This is a genomic window from Streptomyces sp. NPDC031426 (assembly GCF_055581585.1).
Map to the genome: position 1 here is coordinate 355,415 of NZ_JBVIJE010000005.1, position 13,271 is coordinate 368,685.

Sequence of the window (13,271 nt, forward strand, 5' to 3'; positions counted from 1 at the left end):
CCGGTTCGTGCCACGGGCCGCGGGTGCCCGCCCGTCACGCGCACGCGCGCGTGGCTACGATGGGCCAGCCGGAGGCCACCAGGGCCGCGGCGACACCGACCGTCGGGAAGGCCATGCTGAACAAGTACGCGCGTGCATTCTTCACGCGTGTCCTCACGCCGTTCGCCGCGTTTCTCATCCGCCGGGGCGTGAGCCCCGACACGGTCACGCTCATCGGCACGGCCGGTGTGGTCGCGGGCGCGCTGGTCTTCTACCCCCGGGGCGAGTTCTTCTGGGGCACGGTCGTGATCACCCTGTTCGTCTTCTCCGACCTGGTCGACGGCAACATGGCCCGCCAGCTGGGCCGCTCCAGCCGCTGGGGCGCCTTCCTGGACTCCACCCTCGACCGGGTCGCCGACGGCGCGATCTTCGGCGGCTTCGCGCTCTGGTACGCGGGCAACGGGAACAACGACGTCCTGTGCGCCGTCTCGATCTTCTGCCTGGCCAGCGGGCAGGTGGTGTCGTACACCAAGGCGCGCGGCGAGTCCATCGGGCTGCCGGTCGCGGTCAACGGCCTGGTCGAACGCGCCGAGCGGCTGGTGATCTCGCTGGTCGCGGCCGGTTTCGCGGGCCTGCACAAGTTCGGTGTGCCGGGCATCCAGTGGCTGCTGCCGATCGCCCTGTGGATCGTCGCCGTCGGCAGCCTCGTCACGCTGATCCAGCGGGTCGTCACCGTCCGCCGCGAGTCCGCCGAGGCGGAGGCCGCCGCGGCCCGGCAGAGCCCCAGCGAGGCCGCGAAGTGAGCGCCGCCGAACGGCTCACCGACGGGCTGTACGGGCTCGGCTGGAGCACCGTCAAGAAGCTCCCCGAACCCGTCGCGGTGCGGCTCGGGCAGAGCATCGCCGATCTCGCCTGGAAGCAGCGCGGCAAGGGCGTGCAGCGGCTGGAGAGCAACTACGCGCGCGTGGTGCCCGGCGCAGGCCCCGAGCGCCTGCGCGAACTGTCCCGCGCGGGCATGCGCTCGTACCTGCGCTACTGGATGGAGTCCTTCCGGCTGCCCGCCTGGAGCCGCGAGCGCGTGAAGTCGGGCTTCGATCCCAAGGACATACATTTCCTGACCGACGGACTGGCCGCCGGCGGGGGTGTGATCCTCGCGCTGCCGCACATGGCCAACTACGACCTGGCCGGCGCCTGGGTCACCACCAAGCTGGAGACGCCGTTCACCACGGTCGCCGAGCGGCTCAAGCCCGAGACGCTGTACGACCGTTTCGTCGCCTACCGCGAGGGCCTCGGCATGGAGGTCCTGCCGCACAGCGGCGGCTCCGCCTTCGGCACCCTCGCCCGCAGGCTGCGCGACGGCGGCCTGGTCTGCCTGGTCGCCGACCGCGATCTGTCCGCCTCCGGCGTCGAGGTGGACTTCTTCGGCGAGAAGACCCGGATGCCCGCGGGCCCGGCGCTGCTCGCCCAGCAGACCGGCGCGCTGCTGCTGCCGGTCACGCTCTGGTACGACGACTCGCCCGTCATGCAGGGCCGTGTGCATCCCCCGGTCGAGGTGCCCGAGTCAGGTACCCGGGCCGAGAAGACGTCTGTCATGACACAGGCGCTGGCCGACGCCTTCGCCACCGGGATCGCCGACCATCCGGAGGACTGGCACATGCTGCAGCGGCTGTGGCTCGCCGACCTCGACCCCGCGAAGGGACCCTCGTGAGAATCGGGATCGTCTGCCCGTACTCCTGGGACGTGCCCGGCGGCGTCCAGTTCCACATCCGCGACCTCGCCGAGTACTTCCTCCGCCTCGGCCACGACGTGTCCGTCCTTGCCCCGGCCGACGACGACACGCCGCTGCCGCCGTACGTCGTCTCGGCCGGCCGCGCGGTCCCGGTGCCGTACAACGGCTCGGTGGCCCGCCTGAACTTCGGCTTCCTGTCGGCCGCGCGAGTGCGGCGCTGGCTGCACGACGGCGCCTTCGACGTGGTCCACATCCACGAGCCGACCTCGCCCTCGCTGGGCCTGCTGACCTGCTGGGCGGCCTCCGGCCCGATCGTGGCCACCTTCCACACCTCCAACCCCCGCTCGCGCGCGATGATCGCCGCGTACGCCATCCTCCAGGCGGCCCTGGAGAAGATCAGCGCCCGGATCGCGGTCAGCGAGTACGCCCGCCGGACGCTGGTCGAGCACCTCGGCGGGGACGCGGTGGTCATCCCCAACGGCGTCGACGTGGACTTCTTCGCCAAGGCCGAGCCGAAGCCGGAGTGGCAGGGCGACACGATCGGCTTCGTCGGCCGTATCGACGAGCCGCGCAAGGGCCTGCCGGTCCTGATGAAGGCGCTGCCGAAGATCCTTGCGGCCCGCCCGCAGACGCGCCTGCTGGTCGCGGGGCGGGGCGACGAGGAGGCGGCCGTGGAGGACCTGCCGAAGGAGCTACGGGCGCGTGTGGAGTTCCTCGGCATGATCAGCGACGAGGACAAGGCGCGCTTCCTGCGCAGCGTCGACCTGTACGTCGCGCCCAACACCGGCGGCGAGAGCTTCGGCATCATCCTGGTCGAGGCGATGTCGGCGGGCGCGCCTGTGCTCGCCTCCGACCTGGACGCCTTCGTGCAGGTCCTCGACAAGGGCGAGGCCGGCGAGGTCTTCGCCAACGAGGACGCCGACGCGCTCGCCGGGGCCGCCGTCCGCCTCCTGGCGGACCCGGCCCGTCGCATGGAGCTGCGCGAACGCGGCAGCGCCCATGTACGGCGCTTCGACTGGTCCACGGTCGGCGCGGACATCCTGTCGGTGTACGAAACCGTCACCACCGGCACGGCGGCGGTCGCCACGGACGAGCGGTCGGGCCTCCGCGCCCGCTTCGGCCTGGCCCGGGACTGACGGGACTGCCCGCTGGCTTCGGGTGGGCTGGGCTGACGGGACTGGGTGCTGGCTTCGGGTGGGCTGGGCTGACGGGACTGGGTGCTGGCTTCGGGTGGGCTGGGCTGACGGGGCGGGGCAGTGGATTCGGGCGCGCCCGGGACAGACCGGGCTGGCGCCGTAGCTTCCGGCGGGCTCGGGACTGACGGAGTCGCGGGTGGCGCTCGGGCCGGTGCGGGGGGTGCCTGTGGGTGCGACCGACGCGTTTCGGGCCGATGCGGGGCGCCGGTGGGTGCGACAGCGTTTCGGGCCGATGCGGTGGGCGGCCGGCCCGCGGGCGGGGTTCGGGCCGGTGCGGGAACGGTGGGATTGCGGGGAGCCTGTTTCCGGCTGGCCCAGGACCGGTGGGGCGGGACCGACGGAGTCGCGGGTGGCGCTCGGGCCGGTGTGGGAATGGTGGGATCGCGGAGGCTCGCTGCCCACTGGCCGGGGCCGAACGGGCTTCGAGGGCGGACCGAGCGTGCCGATAGCCTTCGCCCGTGACCGCAACCCTCATCTGGATCCTCGTCGCCCTCCTCGCGATCGGCGTGTACCTGAGCTGGACGGCCGGGCGGCTGGACCGGCTGCATGTGCGGATGGACGCCGCGCGGGCCGCGCTCGACGCGCAGCTGCTGCGCCGGGCCTCCGTGGCACAGGAACTGGCCACCTCGGGCGTGCTGGACCCAGCCGCCTCGATCGTGCTGTACGAGGCCGCGCACGCCGCCCGGCAGGCCGAGGAGGAGCAGCGGGAAGTCGCCGAGAGCGAGCTGAGCCAGGCCCTGCGCGCGGTCTTCGGGGATCCGGCGCAGGTGGAGGCCGTAAGGGAGGCCCCAGGAGGGGAGGAGGCGGCGCGTGAGCTGGCCGAGGCGGTGCGCCGGGTCCCGATGGCCCGCCGCTTCCACAACGACGCCGTAGGAGCCGCCAGAAGGCTCCGTGAGCATCGCAAGGTCCGCTGGTTCCGGCTGGCCGGCCACGCCCCGTTCCCCCTGGCCTTCGAGATGGACGACGAGCCCCCCGCGGCCCTGGTGGAGCGGGCCTCCTGAACCCCGGGGAAACCCTCCCTGGACGAAAAGGATCCACCTGCTTGCCATTGGCCCTTGCTGTGGCCTGGTCCACTCGCGTTTCCTCGGTGGTGCAGAAAATCCTCTTCACCATCAGTGAGGTCACCCGTGTCCACCATCGACAACCAGGCTCCCGAGACCGGCACCGCCCGCGTGAAGCGCGGCATGGCCGAGCAGCTCAAGGGCGGCGTGATCATGGACGTCGTCACGCCGGAGCAGGCGAAGATCGCCGAGGACGCGGGCGCCGTCGCCGTCATGGCCCTGGAGCGGGTCCCGGCCGACATCCGCAAGGACGGCGGCGTGGCCCGTATGTCCGACCCGGACATGATCGAGGGCATCATCGACGCCGTCTCGATCCCGGTCATGGCCAAGTCCCGCATCGGCCACTTCGTCGAGGCCCAGGTGCTCCAGTCCCTCGGCGTCGACTACATCGACGAGTCCGAGGTCCTCACCCCGGCCGACGAGGTCAACCACTCCGACAAGTGGGCCTTCACCACCCCGTTCGTGTGTGGTGCCACCAACCTGGGCGAGGCCCTGCGCCGCATCGCCGAGGGCGCCGCGATGATCCGCTCCAAGGGCGAGGCCGGCACCGGCAACGTCGTGGAGGCCGTCCGCCACCTGCGCCAGATCAAGAACGAGATCGCCAAGCTGCGCGGCTTCGACAACCACGAGCTGTACGCCGCCGCCAAGGAGCTGCGCGCCCCGTACGAGCTGGTCAAGGAGGTCGCCGAGCTGGGCAAGCTCCCGGTGGTCCTCTTCTCCGCCGGCGGCGTGGCCACCCCGGCCGACGCGGCCCTGATGCGTCAGCTCGGCGCCGAGGGCGTGTTCGTCGGCTCCGGCATCTTCAAGTCCGGCGACCCGGCCAAGCGCGCCGCCGCCATCGTGAAGGCCACCACCTTCTACGACGACCCGAAGATCATCGCCGACGCGTCCCGCAACCTCGGTGAAGCCATGGTCGGCATCAACTGCGACACCCTCCCCGAGACCGAGCGCTACGCCAACCGCGGCTGGTGACCACCTGCCGAGGACTCTTCCAAGGACTGCACGACACACATGACTGATGCACCCGTCATAGGCGTCCTGGCCCTCCAGGGCGACGTACGGGAGCACCTCATCGCCCTGGCCGCGGCCGACGCCGTGGCCAGGCCGGTGCGGCGCCCCGAGGAACTCGCCGAGGTCGACGGCCTCGTCCTGCCCGGCGGCGAGTCCACCACCATCTCCAAGCTGGCCGTCCTCTTCGGCGTGATGGAGCCCCTTCGCGCGCGCGTGGCCGACGGCATGCCCGTCTACGGCACCTGCGCGGGCATGATCATGCTCGCCGACAAGATCCTCGACCCGCGCTCGGGCCAGAAGACCATCGGCGGCATCGACATGATCGTGCGCCGCAACGCCTTCGGCCGGCAGAACGAGTCGTTCGAGGCCGCGGTCGACGTGAAGGGCATCCCGGGCGATCCTGTGGAGGGCGTGTTCATCCGCGCTCCCTGGGTGGAGTCCGTGGGCGCCGGGGCCGAGGTGCTCGCCGAGCACGACGGCCACATCGTCGCCGTCCGCCAGGGCAACGCGCTCGCCACGTCGTTCCACCCGGAACTGACCGGCGACCACCGCGTGCACTCCCTGTTCGTCGACATGGTGCGCACCAACCGGGCGTCGGAGTCCTTGTAGGATCTCTGACGTTCGTACAGAGATTGGTTACGCGAAGGAGACAGGCAGATGTCCGGCCACTCTAAATGGGCCACGACGAAGCACAAGAAGGCCGTGATCGATGCCAAGCGCGGCAAGCTCTTCGCGAAGCTGATCAAGAACATCGAGGTCGCGGCGCGCATGGGCGGCGTCGACCTCGACGGCAACCCGACGCTCTACGACGCCGTCCAGAAGGCCAAGAAGCAGTCGGTGCCGAACAAGAACATCGACTCCGCGATCAAGCGCGGCGGTGGTCTCGAGGCCGGCGGTGCCGACTACGAGACGATCATGTACGAGGGCTACGGCCCCAACGGTGTCGCGGTGCTCATCGAGTGCCTCACCGACAACCGCAACCGCGCCGCCTCCGACGTCCGCGTGGCCATGACCCGCAACGGCGGCTCCATGGCCGACCCGGGCTCGGTGTCGTACCTGTTCAACCGCAAGGGCGTCGTGATCGTCCCCAAAGGCGAGCTGACCGAGGACGACGTGCTCGGCGCGGTCCTGGACGCCGGTGCCGAGGAAGTCAACGATCTCGGCGAGAACTTCGAGGTCATCAGCGAGGCCACCGACCTGGTCGCGGTCCGCACCGCCCTCCAGGAGGCCGGCATCGACTACGAGTCCGCCGAGGCCAACTTCGTCCCGACCATGCAGGTCGAGCTGGACGAGGAGGGCGCCAAGAAGATCTTCAAGCTGATCGACGCGCTCGAGGACAGCGACGACGTGCAGAACGTCTTCGCCAACTTCGACGTGAGCGACGAGATCATGGAGAAGGTCGACGCGTAACCCTCCGCGGGTTCAGCGGATTCCCGGCGGGCCGGTGGGACACGTCCCACCGGCCCGCCGTCATTGTCAGTGGGACCCGATAGCCTGCACAAACACGTGATCGAGGCGATCGGAGGGAGGGGCCCGGTGCGGGTACTGGGGGTGGACCCGGGACTGACCCGGTGCGGTGTCGGCGTCGTCGAGGGGATGGCGGGCCGCCCGCTCACCATGCTCGGCGTCGGTATCGTGCGCACGCCCGTGGACGCCGATCTCAGCCACCGCCTCCTCGCCGTCGAACAGGGCATCGAGCAGTGGCTGGACGAGCACCGGCCCGAGTTCGTCGCCGTAGAGCGCGTCTTCAGCCAGCACAACGTGCGCACGGTGATGGGCACCGCCCAGGCCAGCGCCGTGGCCATGCTGTGTGCCGCCCGGCGCGGCATCCCGGTCGCGCTGCACACCCCGAGCGAGGTCAAGGCGGCCGTCACCGGCTCCGGGCGCGCCGACAAGGCGCAGGTCGGCGCCATGGTCACCCGGCTGCTCCGGCTCTCCGCGCCACCGAAGCCGGCCGACGCCGCCGACGCTCTCGCGCTGGCCATCTGCCACATCTGGCGCGCCCCCGCCCAGAACCGGCTTCAGCAGGCGGTCGCCCGCCACACAGTCCACGCAACGAAAGGCCGTACGACATGATCGCCTTCGTCAGCGGCACGGTCGCCGCGCTCGCCCCGGACGCCGCGGTCGTCGAGGTGGGCGGCGTCGGCATGGCCGTCCAGTGCACGCCGAACACGCTGTCCGCGCTCCGCATGGGCCGGCCCGCCAAGCTGCACACCTCGCTCGTCGTCCGCGAGGACTCGCTGACCCTGTACGGCTTCGCCGACGACGACGAGCGTCAGGTCTTCGAGCTGCTGCAGACCGCGAGCGGAGTCGGCCCGCGCCTGGCCCAGGCCATGCTCGCCGTGCACACCCCGGACGCGCTGCGCCGCGCCGTCGCCACCGGTGACGAGAAGGCCCTCACCGCCGTCCCCGGCATCGGCAAGAAGGGTGCGCAGAAGCTCCTGCTGGAGCTGAAGGACCGGCTCGGCGAGCCCCTCGGCACGGCCCCCGCGATCGGCGCGCCGGTCACCCAGGGCTGGCGCGACCAGCTGCACGCGGCCCTCATCGGCCTGGGCTACGCCACCCGCGAGGCCGACGAGGCCGTCGCCGCCGTGGCGCCCCAGGCCGAGGCCGCCGGCGGCACCCCGCAGGTCGGACAGCTGCTGAGAGCCGCCCTGCAGACCCTGAACCGCGCCCGCTGACCCACGCGAACCCGGCCCGCCGCACCGCGCCCGCTGACCCACGACGATCGAGGCACACCACATGAACTGGGACGACACGACCGACACCCCCGCCCCCGAGCGGCTCGTCGCTGCGTCCGCCGACCGGGAGGACCAGGCCGTCGAGGCCGCCCTGCGCCCCAAGGACCTCGGCGAGTTCATCGGCCAGGAGAAGGTCCGCGAACAGCTCGACCTCGTCCTGCGGGCCGCACGCGCGCGTGGCGCCACCGCCGACCATGTGCTGCTGTCGGGCGCGCCCGGCCTCGGCAAGACCACCCTGTCGATGATCATCGCCGCCGAGATGGGCGCCCCGATCCGGATCACCTCCGGCCCCGCCATCCAGCACGCCGGCGACCTCGCCGCGATCCTCTCCTCCCTCCAGGAGGGCGAGGTCCTCTTCCTGGACGAGATCCACCGCATGTCCCGGCCCGCCGAGGAGATGCTGTACATGGCGATGGAGGACTTCCGCGTCGACGTCATCGTCGGCAAGGGCCCCGGCGCCACCGCCATCCCGCTGGAGCTGCCGCCGTTCACCCTGGTCGGCGCCACCACCCGCGCGGGCCTGCTGCCGCCGCCGCTGCGCGACCGTTTCGGCTTCACCGCGCACATGGAGTTCTACGAGCCGCGCGAACTGGAGCGGGTCGTGCACCGCTCGGCGAGCCTGCTGGACGTGGAGATCGTGCCGGACGGCGCCGCGGAGATCGCCGGCCGCTCCCGCGGCACGCCCCGTATCGCCAACCGCCTGCTGCGCCGCGTCCGCGACTATGCGCAGGTCAAGGCGGACGGTGTGATCACCCGCGAGATCGCCGCCGCCGCCCTCGCCGTCTACGAGGTCGACGCGCGCGGCCTCGACCGCCTCGACCGCGCCGTCCTGGAGGCCCTGCTGAAGCTCTTCGCCGGCGGCCCCGTCGGCCTGTCCACGCTCGCCGTCGCGGTGGGGGAGGAGCGGGAAACCGTCGAGGAGGTCGCCGAACCGTTCCTCGTGCGGGAGGGACTGCTCGCCCGCACCCCGCGCGGCCGGGTCGCCACCCCGGCGGCCTGGGCACACCTCGGCCAGACCCCGCCCCACTCGGCGAGCGGGGGGCCGACCGGGGGAAACGGACAACAGGACTTGTTCGGGTCCTGACGGCGCGATGATGTCTCGGTGGCGGCGAGGACATTGGCCCGGTCAGGAACTCAGGTGCCATGCTGAGCGTTGTTCCATGCACACGGACTCGCTTAGACTCCGCCGATGCCGCCCTTGTGGGCGGCGCCGACCCACACCCCCATCAACAGGCCGCTCTCCGTCGCGGTCGCGCGAAGGAAACCCCGTCCCGTGAATGCCTTTACCCTTCTCCCCTTCATCGTGCTCATCGCGGCCATGTTCCTGATGACGCGCTCGGCCAAGAAGAAGCAGCAGCAGGCCGCCAATATGCGGAACGAGATGCAGCCCGGCTCCGGTGTCCGCACGATCGGGGGAATGTACGCGACGGTCAAGGAGGTCAACGAGGACACCGTCCTCCTCGACGCCGGCCCCGGCGTCGAGCTCCTCTTCGCCAAGAACGCGATCGGCGCCGTCCTCACGGACGACGAGTACAACCGCATCGTCCACGGCATCGAGCACGACCTGAAGTCCGACGCCGACATCGTCCCGGACGACGCCTCCTCCCTCACCGAGACCGACGAGTCCGACTCGCCCGCTGCCGCCGCCTCCGACGACAAGGCCGTCGACCTCGGTAAGAAGGACGCCGATGAGGACGGCACCGACACGGCCGAGGCCGCCGAGACCAAGGCGGACGACGAGCCGAAGAAGACCGACGGCGACTCCGACGCGAAGTAGTCACGCCCCGGTGGTGCGCCGCGCGGCATAATCGCGCCCCGCGCACCACCGGGCGTCTGTTTCCCGGAACAGCCCGACACCATGTCATGGCCGACCGCGCCGACCGCGCGGGACGGCCCGAGAGGGAGTACGAGAAGGTGGCAGCACCTAAGAGGGGCCGGAGCGCGAGCGCCCAGAGCAAGCCGGGACGCTCGCTGGCCCTCATCCTGATCGCCATCGTGGCGCTCACCGGAGGCATGTTCCTCTCCGGGAACAAGACTCCGCGTCTCGGTATCGACCTCGCCGGTGGTACGAGCATCACGCTCAAGGCGAAGGCGGACCAGGGGTCCGCCGTCAACAAGGCCAACATGGACACCGCGGTCGACATCATGAACCGCCGTGTCAACGGCCTCGGCGTCTCCGAGGCGGAGGTGCAGACCCAGGGGACCGACAACATCATCGTCAACATCCCCAAGGGCACCAACTCCAAGGAGGCCCAGCAGCAGGTCGGTACCACCGCCAAGCTGTACTTCCGCCCGGTCCTGGCCAGCGAGCCCAGCGGCGGCGCCACGCAGCGCCCCTCGCCGAGCGCCTCCCCCAGCGGCAGCTCCTCGCCGAAGCCGAGCACGAGCCCCTCCGCGAGCTCCTCCTCCAAGGAGAAGGCGTCCTCGTCCTCCACCGCGTCCCCCAAGGCCTCGGCGACCTCCCAGGGCCGTGCCGTCACCGACGCGCTGAAGGCCGGCTCCACCCCCACGCCGAGCCCGTCCGCCTCCGGCAGCTCCACGCCGTCGACCACCCCCTCGGCCTCCTCCAGCGCCGGCACCACCGCCGCCAAGCTCCAGGCCCAGTACGCCGCCCTGGACTGCACCAAGCCCGCCGAGCGGGCCAAGGTGGGCGGCGCCGCCAAGCCCGGTGAGCCCACGGTGGCCTGCGGCCAGATCCGGAAGGTCTGGTACAAGTACGTGCTCGGCCCGGCCGCCGTCGACGGCACCGAGGTGAAGAAGGCGCAGGCCATCTTCGACACCCAGGGCGCCTCCGGCTGGCAGGTCCAGATGACCTTCAGCTCCAGCGGCTCCAAGAAGTTCGCCGACATCACGGGCCGGCTGGCGAAGAACCAGTCCCCGCAGAACGAGTTCGGCATCGTCCTCGACGGCGAGGTCGTCTCCAGCCCGTACGTCAGCCAGGCCATCACCGGCGGCCAGGCGGAGATCTCCGGCAGCTTCACCCAGCAGGACGCCCAGAGCCTCGCCAACATGCTGTCGTACGGCGCCCTGCCGTTGTCCTTCCAGGAGCAGTCCGTCACCACCGTGACCGCCGCGCTCGGCGGTGAGCAGCTGCACGCCGGTCTGCTCGCCGGCGCGATCGGCCTCGCCCTGGTCGTGATCTACCTGGTGATCTACTACCGCGGCCTGTCGGTCGTCGCCATGGCCTCCCTCGTGGTCTCCGCGATCCTCACCTACGTGATCATGTCGCTGCTCGGCCCGGCCATCGGCTTCGCGCTGAACCTGCCGGCCGTCTGCGGTGCCATCGTCGCCATCGGTATCACCGCGGACTCGTTCATCGTGTACTTCGAACGCATCCGGGACGAGATCCGCGAGGGCCGCTCGCTGCGCCCCGCCGTCGAGCGGGCCTGGCCGCGCGCCCGGCGCACCGTCATGGTCTCCGACTTCGTGTCGTTCCTCGCCGCCGCCGTCCTGTTCATCGTGACCGTCGGCAAGGTCCAGGGCTTCGCCTTCACCCTCGGCCTGACCACCGTGCTCGACGTCGTCGTCGTCTTCCTGTTCACCAAGCCGCTGATGACCCTCCTCGCCCGCCGCAAGTTCTTCGCCGGCGGACACAAGTGGTCCGGCCTCGACCCGAAGAGCCTGGGTGCCAAGCCGCCGCTGCGCCGCACCCGCCGTCCCGCCGGCCCCGCCGCCGGCTCTGTCGACCCGAAGGAGGCCTGAGCAATGTCGAAACTCGGCAACCTCGGCGCTCGACTGCACCGCGGCGAGATCTCGTACGACTTCGTCGGCAAGCGCAAGATCTGGTACGGCGTCTCCATCCTGATCACCATCACGGCCATCCTCGGCCTGGCGGTGCGCGGGCTGAACATGGGCATCGAGTTCAAGGGCGGCGCGGTCTTCACCACGCCGACCCACATGAGCACCTCGGTGACCCAGGCGGAGACCTACGCCAAGGACGCCTCCGGCCATGAGGCGATCGTGCAGAAGCTCGGCAACGGCAGCCTGCGCATCCAGATCGCCGGCATCGACACCGGCCAGTCCGACAAGATCAAGCAGGAGCTGGCCAAGGACCTCAACCTCAACCCCGAGAAGCTCGCCGCCGATCTGGTCGGCCCGAGCTGGGGCCAGCAGATCGCCAACAAGGCCTGGGAGGGCCTGGCGATCTTCATGGTGCTCGTCGTGATCTACCTGGCCATCGCCTTCGAATGGCGCATGGCCATCGCGGCCCTGGTCGCGCTGATCCACGACATCACGATCACGACCGGTATCTACGCCCTCGTCGGTTTCGAGGTCACGCCCGGTACGGTGATCGGTCTGCTGACGATCCTCGGTTACTCGCTCTACGACACGGTCGTCGTCTTCGACAGCCTCAAGGAGCAGACGCGGGACATCACCAAGCAGACCCGGTTCACCTTCAGCGACATCGCCAACCAGTCGATCAACGGCACCCTGGTCCGTTCGATCAACACCACGGTCGTCGCCCTGCTGCCGGTGGCGGGCCTGCTGTTCATCGGCGGTGGATTCCTCGGAGCCGGCACGCTGAACGACATCTCGCTGTCGCTGTTCGTCGGCCTCGCGGCCGGCGCCTACTCGTCGATCTTCATCGCCACGCCGCTCGTCGCCGACCTCAAGGAGCGCGAGCCGGCGATGAAGGCCCTCACCAAGCGGGTCATGGCCAAGCGTGCCCAGGCCGCGGCCGAGGAGGGCCTCGTCGCGGAGCGTGCCGCCGCCGATGACGACGATGCGGCCCCCGCCGTCGTGGGCCCGCGCAACCAGCCCGCGTCCCGCAGCCGGGGCCGTGGCCGCCCCTCCGGGAAGCGCCGATGACCGACATCGAGGAGCTGCTGCTCAGCCGGATCCGTGACGTCGCCGACTACCCCGAGCCGGGCGTGATGTTCAAGGACATCACCCCGCTCCTGGCGGACCCGGCCGCGTTCACGGCGCTCACGGACACACTGGCCGAGATCGCCACGAACACCGGCGCGACCAAGGTCGTCGGCCTGGAGGCCCGGGGCTTCATCCTGGGAGCCCCGGTCGCCGTCCGCGCGGGCCTCGGCTTCATCCCCGTCCGCAAGGCGGGCAAGCTGCCCGGAGCGACGCTGCGCCAGGCGTACGACCTGGAGTACGGCTCGGCCGAGATCGAGGTGCACGCGGAGGACCTGGCATCCGGTGACCGGGTGCTGATCGTGGACGACGTCCTCGCCACGGGAGGTACGGCCGAGGCCGCGATCCAGCTGATCCAGCGCGCCGGGGCGGATGTCTCCGGCCTCGCGGTGCTGATGGAGCTGGGCTTCCTGGGCGGCCGGGTCCGGCTGGAACCGGCGCTGGACGGGGCGCCGCTGGAGGCGCTGCTTCAGGTCTGAGCGGATCGCTGCACAAGCGGCCTCGGCATCGCCGAAGGCCGCTTCGTGCTTCCCGCCCGCACCACCCGAGCCGCACGCGCGTGCAGGTACCACCCACGGTCGAGGCCACCCCCGGGACACCTCCCGCACGACCCCGAATCACCCGGAATCCACCTCCCGGAATCCGGCGGAGGCTCCCCGCGTTGCACAGGTGGACGGTCCTCACTTCC

14 protein-coding genes are annotated in these 13,271 nt (G+C 70.9%); all 14 read left to right on the forward strand.

The annotated features are described in order from the left end of the window. Nucleotides 1–59: 59 nt before the first annotated feature. Nucleotides 60–782, forward strand: coding sequence for a phosphatidylinositol phosphate synthase (pgsA, locus tag ACZ5NH_RS12425; protein ID WP_450983269.1), 723 nt, complete (start codon nucleotides 60–62; stop codon nucleotides 780–782). Further along, nucleotides 779–1,687: a phosphatidylinositol mannoside acyltransferase gene (locus tag ACZ5NH_RS12430; RefSeq protein ID WP_450983154.1), complete on the forward strand. Its 909-nt coding sequence runs from the start codon at nucleotides 779–781 to the stop codon at nucleotides 1,685–1,687. The genes pgsA and ACZ5NH_RS12430 overlap by 4 nt, the downstream gene beginning before the upstream one ends. Continuing rightward, on the forward strand, nucleotides 1,684–2,844 hold the full coding sequence (locus tag ACZ5NH_RS12435) for a glycosyltransferase family 4 protein (protein ID WP_468774695.1): 1,161 nt from the start codon (nucleotides 1,684–1,686) through the stop codon (nucleotides 2,842–2,844). The genes ACZ5NH_RS12430 and ACZ5NH_RS12435 overlap by 4 nt, the downstream gene beginning before the upstream one ends. A 518-nt stretch (nucleotides 2,845–3,362) precedes the next feature. Then, a complete protein-coding gene (locus ACZ5NH_RS12440; RefSeq protein WP_388626199.1) occupies nucleotides 3,363–3,905 on the forward strand; it encodes a LemA family protein in 543 nt (180 codons plus the stop codon). Between the two features lie 126 nt (nucleotides 3,906–4,031). Further along, nucleotides 4,032–4,937, forward strand: coding sequence for a pyridoxal 5'-phosphate synthase lyase subunit PdxS (pdxS, locus tag ACZ5NH_RS12445; protein ID WP_388626197.1), 906 nt, complete (start codon nucleotides 4,032–4,034; stop codon nucleotides 4,935–4,937). A gap of 39 nt (nucleotides 4,938–4,976) precedes the next feature. Beyond that, a complete protein-coding gene (pdxT, locus tag ACZ5NH_RS12450) occupies nucleotides 4,977–5,585 on the forward strand; it encodes a pyridoxal 5'-phosphate synthase glutaminase subunit PdxT (protein WP_468774698.1) in 609 nt (202 codons plus the stop codon). 48 nt (nucleotides 5,586–5,633) lie between these two features. Continuing rightward, nucleotides 5,634–6,386: a YebC/PmpR family DNA-binding transcriptional regulator gene (locus ACZ5NH_RS12455; protein ID WP_228618861.1), complete on the forward strand. Its 753-nt coding sequence runs from the start codon at nucleotides 5,634–5,636 to the stop codon at nucleotides 6,384–6,386. 126 nt (nucleotides 6,387–6,512) lie between these two features. After that, a complete protein-coding gene (gene ruvC, locus ACZ5NH_RS12460; protein ID WP_468774700.1) occupies nucleotides 6,513–7,052 on the forward strand; it encodes a crossover junction endodeoxyribonuclease RuvC in 540 nt (179 codons plus the stop codon). Next, nucleotides 7,049–7,657 carry a Holliday junction branch migration protein RuvA gene (ruvA, locus tag ACZ5NH_RS12465; RefSeq protein WP_388626192.1) on the forward strand — a complete coding sequence of 203 codons (609 nt, stop codon included), beginning with the start codon at nucleotides 7,049–7,051 and terminating at the stop codon, nucleotides 7,655–7,657. The genes ruvC and ruvA overlap by 4 nt, the downstream gene beginning before the upstream one ends. A gap of 61 nt (nucleotides 7,658–7,718) precedes the next feature. Continuing rightward, nucleotides 7,719–8,801 (forward strand): Holliday junction branch migration DNA helicase RuvB, encoded by a 1,083-nt coding sequence (gene ruvB, locus ACZ5NH_RS12470; protein ID WP_468774703.1) that lies wholly within the window; start codon nucleotides 7,719–7,721, stop codon nucleotides 8,799–8,801. Between the two features lie 189 nt (nucleotides 8,802–8,990). Continuing rightward, complete coding sequence (gene yajC, locus ACZ5NH_RS12475) at nucleotides 8,991–9,494, forward strand: preprotein translocase subunit YajC (protein WP_450983161.1); 504 nt, start codon at nucleotides 8,991–8,993, stop codon at nucleotides 9,492–9,494. 137 nt (nucleotides 9,495–9,631) lie between these two features. Then, the gene (gene secD / locus ACZ5NH_RS12480) at nucleotides 9,632–11,419 is read left to right on the forward strand and encodes a protein translocase subunit SecD (protein ID WP_468774901.1); all 1,788 of its coding nucleotides are present in this window, start codon (nucleotides 9,632–9,634) and stop codon (nucleotides 11,417–11,419) included. A gap of 3 nt (nucleotides 11,420–11,422) precedes the next feature. Continuing rightward, nucleotides 11,423–12,526, forward strand: a complete 1,104-nt coding sequence (secF, locus tag ACZ5NH_RS12485) for a protein translocase subunit SecF (protein ID WP_468774705.1) — start codon at nucleotides 11,423–11,425, stop codon at nucleotides 12,524–12,526. Then, complete coding sequence (locus ACZ5NH_RS12490; protein WP_450983164.1) at nucleotides 12,523–13,062, forward strand: adenine phosphoribosyltransferase; 540 nt, start codon at nucleotides 12,523–12,525, stop codon at nucleotides 13,060–13,062. The genes secF and ACZ5NH_RS12490 overlap by 4 nt, the downstream gene beginning before the upstream one ends. Nucleotides 13,063–13,271 lie beyond the last annotated feature (209 nt).

What these genes read in the sequence shown, in the direction of transcription:
- ruvA (WP_388626192.1), top strand. Translation starts at nt 7,049, where the DNA reads ATGATCGCCTTCGTCAGCGGCACGGTCGCCGCGCTCGCCCCGGACGCC.
- ruvB (WP_468774703.1), top strand. Translation starts at nt 7,719, where the DNA reads ATGAACTGGGACGACACGACCGACACCCCCGCCCCCGAGCGGCTCGTC.
- pgsA (WP_450983269.1), top strand. Translation starts at nt 60, where the DNA reads ATGGGCCAGCCGGAGGCCACCAGGGCCGCGGCGACACCGACCGTCGGG.
- secF (WP_468774705.1), top strand. Translation starts at nt 11,423, where the DNA reads ATGTCGAAACTCGGCAACCTCGGCGCTCGACTGCACCGCGGCGAGATC.
- ACZ5NH_RS12455 (WP_228618861.1), top strand. Translation starts at nt 5,634, where the DNA reads ATGTCCGGCCACTCTAAATGGGCCACGACGAAGCACAAGAAGGCCGTG.
- pdxT (WP_468774698.1), top strand. Translation starts at nt 4,977, where the DNA reads ATGACTGATGCACCCGTCATAGGCGTCCTGGCCCTCCAGGGCGACGTA.
- ACZ5NH_RS12490 (WP_450983164.1), top strand. Translation starts at nt 12,523, where the DNA reads ATGACCGACATCGAGGAGCTGCTGCTCAGCCGGATCCGTGACGTCGCC.